The sequence below is a fragment of the Kitasatospora sp. NPDC032150 genome (genome assembly GCF_055579945.1).
Map to the genome: position 1 here is coordinate 170,396 of NZ_JBVIMH010000011.1, position 15,623 is coordinate 186,018.

A 15,623-nucleotide genomic window follows, 5' to 3' on the forward strand; every position below is an offset into this window, starting at 1 on the left:
CCGGGCCGCGGCCGGGTGCCTCGCAGCCCGGCCCGCCGGTGGATCCACCGCGGTCGTCAGCCGGTCCGCCGACACCGCAGGAACAGTTGCTCCTCCGGCGGCAGGGTGGTGCTCGCGGGGGCGTACGGGTGGCCCGAGTGTCCCTCGACCGTGAAGCCGGCCTCGGCCAGCGTCTGCTCCAGCTCCTCGCGCAGGTAGCCGCTGATCCTGATTTCGTGCCCGAGGAAGGGCAGCGGCGCGTAGTCGAGGTCGGCCTCCACCATGCCGAGGGCCAGCAGCCCCCCGGGCCGCAGCAGTTCGCGGATCCGGGCCAGCACCACCGGTATCTCGTCCTGGGGCAGCAGGATCAGCGAGAAGAAGGCCGCCGCGGCGGCGAGGCTGCCCGCTGCCTCCGGGCCCAACTCCGGTACGCCCCAGGCGTGTACGGCGCGCGGCGTGGCCAGGTCGTACATGTCCATCCGGTGGTACGCGGCCGCCGGGACGGTGTGGCGGGCCAGTGCGAGCATCCCGTCGGAGAGATCGACCCCGGTCACCCGCAGGCCGCCCTCGGAGAGCTGGCGGATGGTCGGATCCCCCGTGCCGCAGCCGATGTCGAGGACGGGTGCACCGGGCTCAAGTTCGGCCAGCAGCCAGTCGCCGCACTCCAACTGGCCGGCCTTGGCGGGGAAGACCTCGCCGTAGCGGGCGCCGATGGTGTCGAAGGCCACCGCCTGCAGCGCACGCTCGGTACGGCGCCGGCTCTCCTGTTGACCGGCGTCGTGGCCGGCGCGGTCGTCCGCGTGCGGGTCGGTCTGCCGGGTGGTCGGCCGACCGGTCTGCCGGTCGGTCGTACGGCCGGAGTTCCGGGCGGCCGCGTGGTCGGTCTGCCGGGCGGCCGTATGGTCGGCCCGCTGGTCGGCGGAGGCGGGCCCGCGGCTCTGGGCGGGATCGGATATCTGTCCGGTCGTCACGATTTCGAGGCACCTTTCCACCCTGGCCGCAGCACGGCCGCAGGACCGGCGGCCGCCCTCGGCCCCCGGCCTCGCCACCTGCTGCGGTCCGCCACGCTCCCGCGTCACTGTGCTGCCTGTTGCCCTGCTGGTTCCGTGTCCCGCTACTCGCTGTCGTGCCTGCCGGCGCGCCGGGCTTCCCCGCTCCAGCCCCCGCTCCGTCCGTTTTCCTCCCGGCAGTGCTTCGGGCACACTGCACTGGCCTTTGAGAATAGGCGTGATCACTCGGCCATGGGATCCCTTTCCGGCCAACTCGTCCTCACCGGGACGAATTTGGCCGGGATCGTGGGAGCACATCGGGGCAGGAGGGGGTGGTGCGGGCAGCTGCCCCGCGCCGCACAGTTCACTGAGCGCCGCGCCTCTGACCTGCGGAGACGCGATTGACGGCGGCGTTTATCGAACGTCAATCGGCGTCTGTCAGAGTTCTTTCAGCGCCGGGGAAGCGTCAGGGCGTTCCCGCAGCCGGGGGGCTGCGGGAACGCCGACGACACGGGGGAACTGACGCACGGGGGATCTCCTGTCGGGGGACGGAGATTACGGCGCAGGGGGAGCGGAGGGCTCGGTGTGCTGCTGCTCGATGAGGTCCCGCAGGGGGAGGGCCTCGGGCACACCGAGCCGCGTGAAGATCGAGTGCGCCTCCTGGAGACAGGCCAACCCACGTGCGGGCTGTCCCAACTCCAGGAGCGCCTCACCCAACGCCGCGTTCGCCAGGCCCTGGCAGTAGGCGGCATCCAGCTCCTGCGCGATCGCCAGCGCCTCCTCCGCCGCCTCGGCGGCTTCCGGAGGCTGACCGTCCGCCAGCAGGCAGGGCGCCAGCCTCGCCAGTGAGTAACCCTCCCAGATCCGCCGCTGGTCGGACTGGTACAGCCGGTGCGCCTCCCGCAACTGCGCCGCGGCCTCCCCGGGCGACCCGGTGGACCGCAGCACCACGCCGAGCTGGTACAGCGTGTCCGCCAGACACGGCGTGTTGCCCGACGAGCGCGCCGCCTCCACGGCGGCCTGCGCGGAGCCGACGGCTTCGTCGTGCTGGCCCAGGTCGAGATGCGTCCGGGCAAGATTGCCCAACAGTCGCGCCTCGCTGATCCTGGCACCGAGGCTACGGCTGACCAGACGGGCCTCCTCAAGGAACGGAAGTGCCTCGGCGGGGCGGTCGGCCAGACTCAGAACGACGGCGAGCAGGTTGGCGACATTCGCCCGGAGATGCGTCTGGTCGTCCTTCCCCTGCAGGTCCAGACTGCGGCGGAAGGAGAGTTCCGCGTTGTGGTACTCGCCGGCGACGTGCTGGAGGAAGCCGAGAGCCAGTTGGATCCGCGCAAGGGCGGCATTGTCGGAGTTCGACCGGGCGTTGGCGTCGGCGGTGTCCAGGGCCACTCTTATCCGCTGCCCATGAGTTGGGTCCTCGACCAGACCGTTCAGGACGATGAGCAGGTCCACGGCAGGCCGCAGTAGCTGCAGGGGGCCTTGAACAGCAGCCTCGATGCTACTGAGCACCAGAGCGAGTTCCGACCGAAGCCAGTTCCGGGCAGCGTCACCTCCGCTGAAGGAGCAACCCGTGGAGACGGGTTGGTGAAGCGACTCCGTCAGCACGTCGTCGGGCTCGATCGCCTGGGCGGCATTCCGCATGGTTGCCACCAGTGAATCCAGCAGGCGGAGGAGAGCGGCGTGTTGAGCGGTGGTGTCCCGGAGCTTCTCGTTCTGTCGTTGGGCAAAGAGACGAAGCAGGTCGTGGTACCGATAGCGGCCGGGAGTAAAGCACTCCAGCATGTTGGCCTCTACCAAGGCTTCCGCAAGCTGCTCCGCAGCGTCCTCACTGACGCCGAGTAGATCTGTGACAGCGCTCAGGGGAAGGTCGGGAGCATCGATCAGAGAGAGCAGGCGGAAGGCGCGTGCCTCCTCCGTCTTCAGCTGCCCGTATCCGAGGCCAATGGTGGTTTCCACGGCCAGGTTGCCGAGCTGCAGCTCACTCAGCCGCCGCCGCTGATCCGCTAACCGACGGGCCAGATCGGAGACACTCCAGCGCGGGCGACTTGCCAGGCGGGCCGCAGCGATCCGGACGGCTAGTGGTAGGAGTCCGCACGCCCGGACGACAGCCAGTGAGGCCTCGGGCTCGGCCGCGACGCGCTGTTCTCCGACGATCGCGGAGAACAGTGCCAGTGCCTCCGCCGGGGTCAGCTCCTCGACGTCCACCAGGTGAGCTCCGGGCAGTTCTGCCAGTCGGGAACGGCTGGTTACCAGGACAGCGCTGCTGGACACGCCTGGGATCAGAGGTTTGAGTTGCTCGGCGTCCTTGGCGTTGTCCAGGAGGATGAGCATCCGTCGATCGGCAAGCAGTGACCGATACAGGGCAGATCGTTGTTCAAGTGCGTCAGGAGTTTCGGTGGCTCCCAGCGCGTAGAGGAAGTCGCCGAGCACCACAGCAGGGTCCGCAGGTGAAGCACCGGCACCACGAAGGTCGGTGTACAACTGGCCGTCCGGGAATTCCGACCGCAGACGGTGGGCGACATGAACTGCGAGGGTGGTCTTCCCGACCCCACCGATCCCGGCCAGTGAAGTGACGACGACGGCCTGCCCGGAGCCGCTGCCCAGCACACTCTGGAGCTCACTCACGAGCTCGGTACGGCCACTGAAGTCGGACACATCGGCCGGAAGTTGTGCCGGCGGTACGAAGGGCACGGCCTCATCGGCCGCGTTCGCTCTTGCGAATGATGAAGGGGCAGGCATGAGTGCGGGGTCGCCGGCCAGGATCCGGGAGTGAACCGACCCCAGGCCGGCTCCCGGTTCGACCCCCAGTTCCTCGATGAGCAGCTTGCGGGTGTCGCTGTAGACACCAAGTGCCTCTGCCTGGCGGCCGCAGCGGTACAACGCAAGCATCAACAGCTCACGGAGCCGTTCCCGTAGCGGGTGCTCGGCGGCAAGCGAGCTGAGTTCAGCAACGGTTTCCGAGTGGAGGCCGATCTCCAACGCGGCCGCACATCGCTCTTCCGCAGCGCTGATCTGGCGCTCGGTCAGGCGCATTCGCTGGGCTTCGGCGTAGGGTCCCGGGATGCCGGCCAGCGGGCGGCCGGCCCACCGAGAGAGAGCCGAGGCGAGGAGGCGGTGAGACTCGCGGAAGTCTCCGCTGGTCTTGGCGGTGGCGGCCGAGGCGAATTCGCTTTCGAACGCTGCCAGGTCAAGAGCTTCGGGGGGGATCCGCAGCGCATAGCCGTCGCTCACAGAGACCAGCAGCTCGGCGGGGGTACGTACTTCCCGGTGCGGTTCGATGACGGTTCGCAGCCGCGACACATAGGTTCGCAGCGCGGCCACTGCTTGCGGCGGAGGACGGTCACCCCATAGGCCGTCGACCAGATCCTGCGTTGCCACCGGCCGGCCGTGATTGAGCAGGAGCGCGACCAGAACCGCCTGCTGTTGTGGCGACCCGAGCGAGAGGGGTTGCTCTCCGCGCCAGGCTTGGACGGGACCGAGCACCTGGAAGCGCAGCGCATGCGACTTCCCCTGAAGCTCCATGAGATCCCCCGATGGCATTGATGTGCTTCCCGAGCGTCACGCTCCACGGTCTCGCGTGAGGCGCCAGCTTATGAGGAAGCGGGCAAACGTTGGAGAAGAAGACACGCCTCGGGGTGTTTATAAGACATTTAACGAACACTACGATACTTGGCTCGCGCCTTGACTCTCCGGTCGGGCCGAAGTGACCTGATGACCCGAAAGGCGGCTTTGATCCATGGCCGACAACACCACCACCAGCGCCGTTCCGACCGAGACTCCGCTGGTGCCCGAGCAGCCGGCGTCGGCCGAGCACACACTCCCGGCTGCTGACGCCCAGCCGATCCTCGACGTTCTCAATGGACTGGCCGAGCCTGAGCCCAACACTCAGGCGGTGCCGGCTCCTGACACTCAGCAGCCCAAGAAGGACGGTGGCTTCGAGCCGCTCGGAACCATCATCAACCGCCCGTAACCGGACAGTTCAGTGCCCTGCTCCGCCCTTCGCGGTGGTGCAGGGCATTTGTGTGCGGCCGGTCAGGGGCCGCCGACCGGCAGAGCCGCCCCGCCCGCGCCGCGAACGGCGGCAGGAAGGGCGGCTCAAAGACCGCTACACCGCTACTGCGCCGAGCGGACCCGCAGGTTGGTGATCAGCGGGCCGTCGGTGACCTCCGCGAAGAAGTCGTTGCCCTTGTCGTCGACGACGATGAAGGCCGGGAAGTCCTCGACCTCGATGCGCCAGACGGCCTCCATGCCGAGCTCGGGGTACTCCAGGACCTCGACCTTCTTGATGCAGTCCTGGGCGAGGCGGGCCGCGGGTCCGCCGATCGAGCCGAGGTAGAAGCCGCCGTGGGCGTTGCAGGCCTGGGTGACCTGCTTCGAGCGGTTGCCCTTGGCGAGCATGACCATCGAGCCGCCGGCCGCCTGGAACTGGTCGACGTAGGAGTCCATCCGGCCGGCCGTGGTCGGGCCGAAGGAGCCGGAGGCGTAGCCCTCGGGGGTCTTGGCCGGACCGGCGTAATAGACCGGGTGGTCCTTCATGTACTGCGGCATGCCCTCGCCGCGGTCCAGCCTCTCCTTGATCTTGGCGTGCGCGATGTCGCGCGCCACGACCAGGGTGCCGCTGAGCGAAAGCCGGGTCTTCACCGGGTACTTGGAGAGCTGCTCGCGGATCTGCGACATCGGCTGGTTCAGGTCGACCCGCACGACCTCGCCGTCGAGCTGCGAGTCCGTGGTCTCAGGCAGGTACTTGGCCGGCTCGGTCTCCAACTGCTCCAGGAAGACGCCCTCAGCGGTGATCTTGCCCAGCGCCTGGCGGTCGGCCGAGCAGGAGACGGCCATCGCGACGGGCAGCGAGGCGCCGTGCCTGGGCAGGCGGATCACCCGGACGTCGTGGCAGAAGTACTTGCCGCCGAACTGCGCACCGATACCGATCTTCTGGGTCAGTTCGAAGACCTTCTGCTCCAGCTCCAGGTCGCGGAAGCCGTGACCGGTCTTCGCGTCCCCACCGGTCGGCAGGTTGTCCAGGTAGTGCGCCGAGGCGTACTTGGCGGTCTTCAGCGCGAACTCGGCGCTGGTGCCGCCGACCACGATCGCCAGGTGGTAAGGGGGGCACGCGGCCGTGCCCAGCGAGCGGATCTTCTGCTCCAGGAAGGAGAGCATCGACGACTCGTTGAGGATCGCCTTGGTCTCCTGGTACAGGTACGACTTGTTGGCGCTGCCGCCGCCCTTGGCCATGAAGAGGAACTTGTACGCGTCGCCGTCGGTGGCGTACAGCTCGATCTGGGCCGGCAGGTTGTTGCCGGTGTTCTTCTCGTCCCACATGGTGACCGGGGCCATCTGCGAGTAGCGCAGGTTCAGCTTGGTGTACGCGTCGTACACACCGCGCGCGATGGCGGACTCGTCCGAGCCCGCGGTCAGCACGTTCTGGCCGCGCTTGCCCATGACGATCGCGGTACCGGTGTCCTGGCACATCGGCAGGATGCCGCCGGCCGAGATGTTGACGTTCTTCAGCAGGTCCAGCGCGACGAAGCGGTCGTTGGGACTGGCCTCGGGGTCGTCCAGGATGCGGCGCAGCTGGGCGAGGTGGGCCGGGCGCAAGTAGTGCGAGATGTCGTGCATCGCCTCGGCGGTGAGCAGCCGCAGGGCCTCCGGCTCGACCTGCAGGAAGGTTCGGCCCCCGGCCTCGAAGGTGCTGACGCCCTCGGAGGTCAGCTTGCGGTAGGGGGTGGTGTCCGCACCGAGCGGCAGGAGGTCGGAGTATTCGAACTCTGGCGTGGGAGCCATGGGGGAGGTCCTTAACTGATTCGGCTGCGACGACGAAGCACCCCCAAGGGTAGGCGGCGGACCGGGTGCCGGTGCGGGCAGGTGGGCCTGCGTGACGGGGGTCACGCGGATTGCGGCGGACCGGGCTGAACTGCCGTTCGGCCGGGGCCGTGATGGCTAGTCTTGGCCTGTGGACAACTCGTCGTCGCAGCAGGACAAGTCGCAGAACGGGCCGCAGGACAAGCCGTCTCCGCAGCAGGACCCGGGTCTGCCGCCCGTCTCCATGACCAAGCCCGAGCGATCGCCCGCACCCGAGCGGGGCCCCGCCCCGAAGCCGGCTCCGGCCCCCATCGACACCGCACCCGTCTCCGAGGTCGAGATGAGGGCCTCGGACGCCGACCGCGAGCGGGTCGCCGAACTGCTGCGCGACGCGTACGCGGAGGGGCGGCTCACGATGGAGGAGCACAGCGACCGCATCGAGGCGGCGTACGGGGCCAGGACGCTCGGCGATCTCGTACCGCTGACCCGGGACCTGCCCGCGCACCGGCCGATCTCGATGGAGAAGCCCCCGCTGCGGCAGCCGGAGGCGGGGCCGGAGCCGGCGCCGGCTCCCAGGCCGCCGGCCCGCCAGGAGGCGCCGACCATGGTGGCGGTCTTCGGCGGCGCGGAGCGCAAGGGGCGCTGGCGGGTCGGGCCGTATCTGCGCGCGGTGGCGGTGTTCGGCGGGGTGGAGATCGACCTCACGGACGCGGTGTTCGAGTCGCCGGAGGTGGTCATCGAGGTCACCGCGATCTTCGGTGGGGTGGAGATCCGGGTGCCGGAGAACGTGAGCCTGCACGGCGGGGGCGTCGGTATCTTCGGCGGTTTCTCGGTCCGCGAGCAGACGGCGGCCGATCCCTACGCGCCGGTGGTCCGGGTGAAGGGCGCGGCGGTGTTCGGCGGCTGTGAGGCAAGGCCGCGCCGGGGCAAGAAGCTGCGCGAGTGGGCGCGCAGGCAGCTCGACCGCTGACCGCCCCCTCGCGGAAGAGCAGAACATCCGTCCAGCCGGGCAGTTGGACCGCTGCCCGGCATTCGAATCCTCAACCACCCCACCGGCCAGGACAGTTGCCCACGTCCAGGCCGGTGCCGCCGTTCCGCGGCCTGGGGACGGACCGGGGTGAACCGTCAACGGGGCTTCCGGCACTCACCGTTGGGATGAGTGCAGTCCGTAGTCGGTCGGGTGCGTTGTGCATGAACCGGGATACTGCTGGGTAGTTCCTCCCGCACATCGTTTCTTGTACGGCTGTGACCCCGGAGACGGCAGACGCCGAAGCGGCCGAGGCCCGACGGGGTGAGCACGGGGCAGCCGGGCAGTGACGCGAGCCTTCCCCCGAGTCTCGAAACGTCGTAGGAGTAAGCCGTGCTGCATCCGATCGAGTCCAGCGTCCGTACCACCGTGATGATGGCGGGGCGACGCAGTCCCGCCGACCTGCTCGGCGCCGGGACGCAGCAGCTCGACCGCCCCGAGGACAGTCCCTGGCACACCGGAGCGGCCTGCCGCCGCGACGAGGCCGGACTGTTCTTCGCGCCTTCGAAGGAGCCCACCGCGGCCCGGCTCTCCCGGGAGCAGCAGGCCAAGCAGGTCTGCGCCCGCTGCCCGGTGCTGCTGGAGTGCCGGGAACACGCGCTGGTCCAGCCGGAGCCGTACGGGGTGTGGGGCGGGCTGACCGCGGCCGAGCGGCGCGTGGTGCTGGCCCGGCGGCGGCGCCGCGACGGCGAGTTGCGGGAGGCCCGGCGGGTGGGCGAGCAGCGGCGGATAGCGGGGTGAAACGGCCGGTGGGCCTCGGGAGACTCTCCCGAGGCCCACCGGCCGTTCTGCCGTCCGCTGCCGGAGCCGCCCGGCGGCGCGCCGTCGTCGGTCAGCGCCGTCGTCGGTCAGCGCCGTCGTCGGTCAGCGCCGTCGCCGGTCGGCGCCGCCGTCAGTTGGCGCGGTCGAAGTCGATCGCGCTGTAGGCCCGCAGCTTCGAGAGCTTGTGCACCGAGTCGATCTGGCGGATCGTGCCGCTCTTGGAGCGCATCACCAGCGAGCTGGTGGTGGCGGTCTCCTGGCGGTAGTGGACGCCGCGCAGCAGTTCGCCGTCGGTGATGCCGGTGGCGACGAAGAACACGTTCTCGCCGCTGACCAGGTCGTCGGTGCTGAGCACGCGGTCCAGGTCGTGGCCCGCGTCCAGTGCCTTCTGCCGCTCGGCCTCGTCCTTCGGCCACAGCCGGCCCTGGATGACGCCGCCCATGCACTTCATCGCGCAGGCCGCGATGATGCCCTCGGGGGTGCCGCCGACGCCCATCAGCAGGTCGATGCCGGTGCCCTCGCGGGCGGCCATGATGGCGCCGGCCACGTCGCCGTCCGAGATGAACTTGATCCGGGCGCCCGCCTCGCGGATCTCCCGGACCAGGCCGTCGTGGCGCGGGCGGTCCAGCAGGACCACGGTGACGTCCTCGACCGCGCTGCCCTTGGCCTTGGCCACCCGGCGGATGTTGACGGCCGGCGGGGCGGTGATGTCGACGAAGTCGGCGGCCTCGGGGCCGGCCACCAGCTTGTCCATGTAGAAGACCGCGCTGGGGTCGAACATGGTGCCGCGGTCGGCCACGGCCAGCACCGCGATGGCGTTGTTCATGCCCTTGGCGGTCAGCGTGGTGCCGTCCACCGGGTCCACGGCGACATCGCACTCGGCGCCGGTGCCGTCGCCGACCCGCTCGCCGTTGTAGAGCATCGGGGCCTCGTCCTTCTCACCTTCGCCGATGACGACCACGCCGTTCATCGAGACGGTGGAGACGAGGGTGCGCATGGCCTTCACGGCCGCGCCGTCGGCGCCGTTCTTGTCGCCTCGCCCGACCCAGCGGCCGGCCGCCATGGCGGCGGCCTCCGTGACCCGGACGAGTTCGAGGGCGAGGTTCCGGTCCGGAGCCTCCGGGGCGACCTCGAGGGATCGAGGGAGGTTGTGCGGGTGGGTGGTCATCGTCGTTACCTCTCTGTACGCGACGGCCAGTGAGCGCCCGACTACTTCCTGGTCGAACGCCGTGATGAGGGTGTTGCGATCGTATCTGGCTACGAGATGACTGTCTGTGGCGCCCACCGCCGCGACCTGCGATTCCGGGCGGGTTTGAGCCGTTTCCGCCTCGACGCGGACCCCGGGTGCAGGGTGCGGGGTCCCGATGGTTCACCATGAGGGGGTGGCAGGCAACAGCAGCATGAAGGGCCGGCAGACGGTACGGGACATGGTCCTGTCGATGGCGGCTATCGGTGTCGTGGTCGCGGTGGGATACCTGTTCCTCCCGCACGGCGGTGGCGACGGCGTACACGTCGTGGACTACCGCTCCTCGCTCGCCTCGGCGAAGCGTGCCGCTCCCTACCCGCTGCTGGGGCCCGAGGGCCTCTCCGACAAGTGGCGGGCCACCTCGGTGGAGTACGGCCAGGACGCCAAGGGCAACGCCACCTGGCACCTGGGCTTCGTCACCCCGTCCGGTGACTACGCGGCCATCGAGCAGAGCAACGGCGCCCGGGACCAGGTCATCGAGAACGCCGTGGCCGGCGCCAAGTCGGACGGCAACGCCACGGTCGGCGGCAAGCAGTGGGAGCGCTACCAGGGCAGCCAGTACCGCGGCCTGACCGTCCAGACCGGCAGCGCCACCACGGTGGTCACCGGCAGCGCCTCATACCAGGAGCTCTCCGAGCTCGCCCAGTCGCTGAAGTGACCCGTACGGCGAAACGGCCCCCGGCTCCGAGAGCCGGGGGCCGTTCGCGTTGCGGTGGACCTGGGGTCGGGTTGCGGCGGACCCAGGGTCAGACCGTGGTGACGACCTGGTCGTACTCGAGCCGCGGGCTGCGCGGGAACCAGGCGTCCTCGCCCGGCATGCCGATGTTGACCACGGCGAGCACCGAGTGGTCGCCCTCGGGGAAGAACTCCTTGTCGATGGCCGCGGCGTCGAAGCCGGTCATCGGGCCGGCGGCCAGACCGGCGGCGCGGACGCCGATGATGAAGTACGCGGCCTGCAGGGCGCCGTTCAGGGCGGCGGAGGACTCGCGGGTCGAGCGCTCCGCGAAGAAGACGTCCTTGGCCTGCGGGAAGTGCGGGAAGACGGTCGGCAGTTCCTCGTGGAACTCGTTGTCCTGGGCCAGGATCGCGACCAGCGGGGCGGCCGAGGTCTTCGACTGGTTGCCCTCGGCCATGTGCTGCACCAGGCGCTCACGGCCCTCGGGGGTGCGGACCAGGACGATGCGCAGCGGCTGCTGGTTGAACGCCGTCGGGCCGTACTTGACCAGGTCGTAGATCGCCTGGACCTGCTCGTCGGTGACCGGCTCGTCGGTGAACGAGTTAGCGGTGCGGGCCTCGCGGAAGAGCAGGTCCTGGGCGGCGGCGTCGAGCACCAGGATGTCGTTGGCTGCGGTAGTCATGCTTCTACACCTTTTGCTGGAGACGAAAGCGTTGGGGCGGCACCGTCGCCGCTCGGCCGGTCCAACAGTAGGTGAAACTTAAACTATTCCGCAAGAGGGCCGTGACTCGGCTCACGCCCCCCGGCCCTGTCGCCGGTCGGTCCTAGGCGTCCGCGCTGTCGGCTCCCTCCTTCTCGGCCGCCAGGGCCGCGTCCAGCCGCGCCCGCGCACCGTCCAGCCAGCGCTGGCAGACCTTCGCCAGCTGCTCGCCGCGCTCCCACAGCGCCAGCGACTCCTCCAGCGGGACGCCGCCCGCCTCCAGCTGCCGGACCACCTCCAGCAGTGCGTCCCTGGCCTGCTCGTAACCCAGGGCGTCGTCGTTCCCCGGGCCTGTCACCTGCTGATCTGCCATGCCGACCAGCCTAGGTGCCGCCCCTGACAAGCAGGGCTGGCCGTCGGGCCCGGGCGTGGGAAACCGGTGGAGGCGCGGGAAGCCGGTGAAGGCGCCGCCGCTACGCGGGGGCTTCGCCGACCGTCACGTCGAAGGCGCCCTCGGCGACCTTTGCGTGCAGCTGCTCGCCGGCCGCGACCTGCGCCGGATCGGTGACCACGTGCCCGTCCGCCCGCTGCAGCACGGCGTACCCCCGCTCCAGCGTGGCCAGCGGCGAGAGCGCCACCACCCGCGCCAGGGTGTGCCCCAGGTCCGACTCCGCGGCGTCCAGCCGGTGGCCGAGGCAACGCCGGGCCCGCTCGACCAGTGCGGCCACCTCGTCGGCCGGCCCGTCCACCAGCCGGTGCGGAGCGGCGAGCACCGGACGGCTCCGCACGCTCGCAAGCCCGGCCAGCTCCCGTTCGACCCGCCCGAAGACGTGCCGGCGCGCCCGGTCCCGCAGCTGGTGCACCTTGGCCAGCTCCTCCCCGACGTCCGGCACGACCCGCTTGGCGGCGTCCGTCGGAGTCGAGGCCCGCAGATCGGCGACCCAGTCGAGCAGCGGCTGGTCCGGTTCGTGCCCGATCGCGCTGACCACCGGAGTGCGGGCGGCGGCCACCGTCCGCACCAACTCCTCGTCGGAGAACGGCAGTAGATCCTCGACGCTGCCGCCGCCCCGGGCCACGATGATCACGTCGACCTCGGGGTGCGCGTCCAACTCCCGTACCGCGGCCGACACCTGGGCCACCGCGCTGACCCCCTGCACCGGTACGTTGCGCACCTCGAAGCGGACGGCGGGCCAGCGGCGCCGCGCGTTCTCCAGGACGTCCCGCTCGGCGGCCGAACCGCGCCCGGTCACCAGGCCGATGCAGTGCGGCAGGAAGGGCAGCGGCCGCTTCCGCTCCGCCGCGAACAGCCCCTCGGCCGCCAGCCGCCGCTTCAGGTGCTCCAGTCTGGCGAGCAGCTCGCCCAGCCCCACCAGCCGGATCTCGGAGGCCCGCAGCGAGAGCGTGCCGCGCGCCAGGTACCACTCGGGCTTGGCGAGCAGGATGATCCGCGAGCCCTCCTGGACGTCCTCGGCCACCCGGTCGAACACCGCCCGGAAGCACGTCACGGTCAGCGAGACGTCCCGCTCCGGGTCGCGCAGTGTCAGGAACACCACACCGGCCCCCGGACGCCGGCTGAGCTGGGTGATCTGCCCCTCGACCCACACCTCGCCGAGCCGGTCGATCCAGCCCCCGATCAGCGCGGAGACCTTGCCGACCGGGATGGGCGCCTCAGGTGAACTGGTGTTGGCCATGCGTACGAGGCTATCCCCGGCGACCGACAGCGGAGGCCGCCCCGGGCGGCCCGGCGGCGGGCCCCGGGCCGTGGCTTCCAGCGCCGCCCGTCCGCTCGGCGGCGCAGGCCGCGCGCGCGGGACGGTACCGCCGTCGCGGTCCGAACGGGGGAGGGTGGGCCCGTACCATGGGTGCCATGTCCAACACTGCTCAGCGCCGCGTCCTGCTCGCCGCCCCCCGGGGTTACTGCGCGGGCGTCGACCGCGCCGTGATCGCCGTGGAGAAGGCCCTTGAGCAGTACGGGGCGCCGATCTACGTCCGCAAGCAGATCGTGCACAACAAGTACGTCGTGCAGACCCTGGAGAAGAAGGGCGCGATCTTCGTCGACGAGACGGAGGAGGTGCCCGAGGGCTCGATCGTGGTCTTCTCGGCGCACGGCGTCGCCCCCTCGGTGCACGACGAGGCGAAGGCCGGCAAGCTCGCCACCGTCGACGCCACCTGCCCCCTGGTGACCAAGGTCCACAAGGAGGCCGTGCGGTTCGCGGACGAGGGCTACGACATCCTGCTGGTCGGCCACGAGGGCCACGAGGAGGTCATCGGCACGATGGGCGAGGCCCCGGACCGGATCCACCTGGTGGACGGCGCCGAGGACGTGGCCAACGTGCAGGTGCGCGACGAGTCCAAGGTCGTCTGGCTGTCCCAGACCACCCTCTCGGTGGACGAGACCATGGCCACCGTCGACCAGCTGAAGCAGCGCTTCCCGCTGCTGGTCAGCCCGCCCAGCGACGACATCTGCTACGCCACCCAGAACCGTCAGGTCGCGGTCAAGAAGCTGGCGCCGGAGACCGACCTGCTGATCGTGGTCGGCTCCAAGAACTCCTCCAACTCCGTCCGCCTGGTCGAGGTCGGTCTGGAGTACGGCGCCAAGGCCGCGCACCTGGTCGACTTCGCCGACGAGATCGACGAGGCCTGGCTGGAGGGCGTCACCACGGTCGGCCTGACCAGCGGTGCCTCGGTGCCGGAGATCCTGGTCGAGGGTGTGCTGGCCTTCCTCGCCGAGCGCGGCTTCGCCGACGTGGAGATCGTCAAGACCGCCGAGGAGCACCTGACCTTCTCGCTGCCCAAGGAGCTGCGCCGCGACCTGCGCGCCGAGGCCGCCGAGAAGCTCTGAGCGCCGCCGCGATGCCCGGGAGCCATGGGGATCCCGGGCATCGTCGTGTCCGGCCCCGGGTATCAGCAGGCGGGCGCCGGCCGGCGCCCGTACGTTTGTGCACAGACTGTGGACGACGGAGGGCAGTGGCCATGGCGGCGGTATTCGGCGTTGACATCGGCGGCTCGGGGATCAAGGGCGCGCCCGTCGACCTGGAACGCGGCGAGCTCACCGAGGAGCGGTACAAGGTCCTCACCCCGCACCCGGCCTCGCCGGAGGCGGTGGTCAGCGCCGTCTGCGAAGTGGTCCACCACTTCGGCCACCAGGGCCCGGTCGGGCTCACCTTCCCCGGTGTGGTGGTCGACGGGCACACCCGGACGGCGGCCAACGTCTCCAAGGACTGGATCGGCCAGGACGCGCAGGGCCTCTTCCGGCAGGCCCTCGGCCTGCCCGCCACCGTGCTCAACGACGCCGACGCGGCCGGCCTCGCCGAGATCACCTACGGCGCCGGCCGCGACCAGGGCGGGGTGGTGCTCGTCCTCACCTTCGGCACCGGTATCGGCAGCGGCCTGTTCGTGGACGGCGTCCTGGTCCCCAACAGCGAGCTCGGCCACCTGGAACTGCGCGGCAAGGACGCCGAACGCCGGGCCTCCTCGGCGGCCAAGGAACGCCACGAACTCAGCTGGTCCGAATGGGCCGTCAGGGTGGACGAGTACCTCGACCTGGTGGACCGGCTGTTCTCCCCCCGGCTGATCATCATCGGCGGCGGGGTCAGCCGCAAGCACGACAAGTTCCTGCCCCTGCTGAAGCAGCGAGGGGCGAGGATCCTGCCGGCCCGCCTGCGCAACGACGCCGGCATCGTCGGTGCCGCCATGGCCGCCGCCAAGTCCGGCTGACGCCCGGGCGCGGCACCTTCCGGGGCACGCACCCGTCCGCGGCGGACGGCGTGCCTGCGGAGCAGGCCCTCAGCCGTTCGACCTGCTGCGCCTGAGGCGGCGCTGGGCCACGAACCGGGCCGCCACGATCACACCCGCCAGGCCGGTGCCGCCGAACAGCCACTCGGCCCGGACCGCGAGACCGGCCGCCAGCGCCACCACCTGCCCGGTCACCCCGGGCGAGGCGACCGGCTCGAAGATCACCAGCGCGGCGGCGAAGGCGATCGGCCCGCTGATCGGCGCGGCGGCCAGGTCTGCGAACCGCACCCGGATCGCCAACTGGAAGCAGACCACCAGGTAGCCGATCCCGAACAGCACCCCGAGCTCGTCGAACAGCATCCGGTCCACCGCCGCCACCAGCACGGTGCCGGCCACCGCCAGGACGCCGGTGCCGACGGCGGTGAGCCGGGCCGGCCGCCCGCTGCGCGGACGCTCCCGGGCGCCGAGCTGGAGCGTCAGGCGCAGCCGCGCCTTCGGCGGGGCGGGCCGCACGGCCGTGCGCCGCCTGGACGGCTGGCGGGCCCGGGACTCGGGGGGCGTCGCGGGCCCCGGTACGGCGGCCTCCGCGGCGGTACCGGCTGGCGGTCGCCGTCTGGGCCCGGGCGGCTGGGTACGGATGCTCTGCTCCACCCAACCAACGTACGGTCCGATCATCGCCACAGTGTGTAATGGCCGCGTTTGGCCCT

At 70.7% G+C, this 15,623-nt stretch carries 14 protein-coding genes; 6 read left to right on the forward strand and 8 right to left on the reverse strand.

Features of this window, described 5'->3' with window-relative positions; translation table 11 throughout:
- Positions 1-56: 56 nt before the first annotated feature.
- Together ACZ5ON_RS15810 and ACZ5ON_RS15815 are read right to left on the reverse strand one after the other, a co-directional pair.
- A complete protein-coding gene (locus ACZ5ON_RS15810) occupies positions 57-950 on the reverse strand; it encodes a class I SAM-dependent DNA methyltransferase (RefSeq protein ID WP_465591693.1) in 894 nt (297 codons plus the stop codon).
- 573 nt (positions 951-1,523) lie between these two features.
- The gene (locus tag ACZ5ON_RS15815) at positions 1,524-4,493 is read right to left on the reverse strand and encodes an AfsR/SARP family transcriptional regulator (RefSeq protein WP_465591696.1); all 2,970 of its coding nucleotides are present in this window, start codon (positions 4,491-4,493) and stop codon (positions 1,524-1,526) included.
- A gap of 214 nt (positions 4,494-4,707) precedes the next feature.
- On the opposite strand from ACZ5ON_RS15815, the gene ACZ5ON_RS15820 reads away from it, so the two are divergent.
- Positions 4,708-4,941, forward strand: coding sequence for a hypothetical protein (locus ACZ5ON_RS15820; RefSeq protein WP_465591699.1), 234 nt, complete (start codon positions 4,708-4,710; stop codon positions 4,939-4,941).
- Between the two features lie 143 nt (positions 4,942-5,084).
- On the opposite strand, the gene ACZ5ON_RS15825 is transcribed toward ACZ5ON_RS15820, so the two are convergent.
- Positions 5,085-6,752 carry a fumarate hydratase gene (locus ACZ5ON_RS15825; RefSeq protein ID WP_465591702.1) on the reverse strand — a complete coding sequence of 556 codons (1,668 nt, stop codon included), beginning with the start codon at positions 6,750-6,752 and terminating at the stop codon, positions 5,085-5,087.
- 262 nt (positions 6,753-7,014) lie between these two features.
- Here ACZ5ON_RS15825 and ACZ5ON_RS15830 point away from each other — a divergent pair, with 262 nt between their 5' ends.
- A complete protein-coding gene (locus tag ACZ5ON_RS15830) occupies positions 7,015-7,740 on the forward strand; it encodes a DUF1707 SHOCT-like domain-containing protein (RefSeq protein ID WP_465591815.1) in 726 nt (241 codons plus the stop codon).
- 429 nt (positions 7,741-8,169) lie between these two features.
- Complete coding sequence (locus ACZ5ON_RS15835) at positions 8,170-8,538, forward strand: WhiB family transcriptional regulator (protein WP_465591818.1); 369 nt, start codon at positions 8,170-8,172, stop codon at positions 8,536-8,538.
- A 151-nt stretch (positions 8,539-8,689) separates the two neighbouring features.
- Here ACZ5ON_RS15835 and glpX read toward each other — a convergent pair whose 3' ends face one another.
- On the reverse strand, positions 8,690-9,727 hold the full coding sequence (gene glpX / locus ACZ5ON_RS15840; protein ID WP_465591705.1) for a class II fructose-bisphosphatase: 1,038 nt from the start codon (positions 9,725-9,727) through the stop codon (positions 8,690-8,692).
- Between the two features lie 214 nt (positions 9,728-9,941).
- Here glpX and ACZ5ON_RS15845 point away from each other — a divergent pair, with 214 nt between their 5' ends.
- A complete protein-coding gene (locus ACZ5ON_RS15845; RefSeq protein ID WP_465591707.1) occupies positions 9,942-10,463 on the forward strand; it encodes a DUF4245 domain-containing protein in 522 nt (173 codons plus the stop codon).
- Between the two features lie 88 nt (positions 10,464-10,551).
- On the opposite strand, the gene ACZ5ON_RS15850 is transcribed toward ACZ5ON_RS15845, so the two are convergent.
- The 3 genes from ACZ5ON_RS15850 to xseA form a co-directional block, all read right to left on the reverse strand.
- Positions 10,552-11,163: a malonic semialdehyde reductase gene (locus tag ACZ5ON_RS15850; protein WP_465591709.1), complete on the reverse strand. Its 612-nt coding sequence runs from the start codon at positions 11,161-11,163 to the stop codon at positions 10,552-10,554.
- Between the two features lie 142 nt (positions 11,164-11,305).
- Entirely contained in the window at positions 11,306-11,554 is a 249-nt protein-coding gene (locus tag ACZ5ON_RS15855) for an exodeoxyribonuclease VII small subunit (protein WP_465591712.1), read from the reverse strand.
- 100 nt (positions 11,555-11,654) lie between these two features.
- Positions 11,655-12,872 carry an exodeoxyribonuclease VII large subunit gene (gene xseA, locus ACZ5ON_RS15860; protein WP_465591715.1) on the reverse strand — a complete coding sequence of 406 codons (1,218 nt, stop codon included), beginning with the start codon at positions 12,870-12,872 and terminating at the stop codon, positions 11,655-11,657.
- 167 nt (positions 12,873-13,039) lie between these two features.
- Between xseA and ACZ5ON_RS15865 the strand changes: the two genes are divergently transcribed.
- Both ACZ5ON_RS15865 and ppgK read left to right on the forward strand, forming a co-directional pair.
- Positions 13,040-14,023, forward strand: a complete 984-nt coding sequence (locus tag ACZ5ON_RS15865; protein ID WP_465591718.1) for a 4-hydroxy-3-methylbut-2-enyl diphosphate reductase — start codon at positions 13,040-13,042, stop codon at positions 14,021-14,023.
- A gap of 131 nt (positions 14,024-14,154) precedes the next feature.
- The gene (gene ppgK / locus ACZ5ON_RS15870; RefSeq protein ID WP_465591721.1) at positions 14,155-14,898 is read left to right on the forward strand and encodes a polyphosphate--glucose phosphotransferase; all 744 of its coding nucleotides are present in this window, start codon (positions 14,155-14,157) and stop codon (positions 14,896-14,898) included.
- A 69-nt stretch (positions 14,899-14,967) separates the two neighbouring features.
- Here ppgK and ACZ5ON_RS15875 read toward each other — a convergent pair whose 3' ends face one another.
- On the reverse strand, positions 14,968-15,567 hold the full coding sequence (locus tag ACZ5ON_RS15875) for a DUF6542 domain-containing protein (protein WP_465591723.1): 600 nt from the start codon (positions 15,565-15,567) through the stop codon (positions 14,968-14,970).
- Positions 15,568-15,623 lie beyond the last annotated feature (56 nt).

What these genes read in the sequence shown, in the direction of transcription:
- ACZ5ON_RS15815 (WP_465591696.1), bottom strand. Translation starts at nt 4,493, where the DNA reads ATGGAGCTTCAGGGGAAGTCGCATGCGCTGCGCTTCCAGGTGCTCGGT.
- ACZ5ON_RS15820 (WP_465591699.1), top strand. Translation starts at nt 4,708, where the DNA reads ATGGCCGACAACACCACCACCAGCGCCGTTCCGACCGAGACTCCGCTG.
- ACZ5ON_RS15825 (WP_465591702.1), bottom strand. Translation starts at nt 6,752, where the DNA reads ATGGCTCCCACGCCAGAGTTCGAATACTCCGACCTCCTGCCGCTCGGT.
- ACZ5ON_RS15830 (WP_465591815.1), top strand. Translation starts at nt 7,015, where the DNA reads ATGACCAAGCCCGAGCGATCGCCCGCACCCGAGCGGGGCCCCGCCCCG.
- ACZ5ON_RS15835 (WP_465591818.1), top strand. Translation starts at nt 8,170, where the DNA reads ATGATGGCGGGGCGACGCAGTCCCGCCGACCTGCTCGGCGCCGGGACG.
- glpX (WP_465591705.1), bottom strand. Translation starts at nt 9,727, where the DNA reads ATGACCACCCACCCGCACAACCTCCCTCGATCCCTCGAGGTCGCCCCG.
- ACZ5ON_RS15850 (WP_465591709.1), bottom strand. Translation starts at nt 11,163, where the DNA reads ATGACTACCGCAGCCAACGACATCCTGGTGCTCGACGCCGCCGCCCAG.
- ACZ5ON_RS15855 (WP_465591712.1), bottom strand. Translation starts at nt 11,554, where the DNA reads ATGGCAGATCAGCAGGTGACAGGCCCGGGGAACGACGACGCCCTGGGT.
- xseA (WP_465591715.1), bottom strand. Translation starts at nt 12,872, where the DNA reads ATGGCCAACACCAGTTCACCTGAGGCGCCCATCCCGGTCGGCAAGGTC.
- ACZ5ON_RS15865 (WP_465591718.1), top strand. Translation starts at nt 13,040, where the DNA reads ATGGGTGCCATGTCCAACACTGCTCAGCGCCGCGTCCTGCTCGCCGCC.
- ppgK (WP_465591721.1), top strand. Translation starts at nt 14,155, where the DNA reads ATGGCGGCGGTATTCGGCGTTGACATCGGCGGCTCGGGGATCAAGGGC.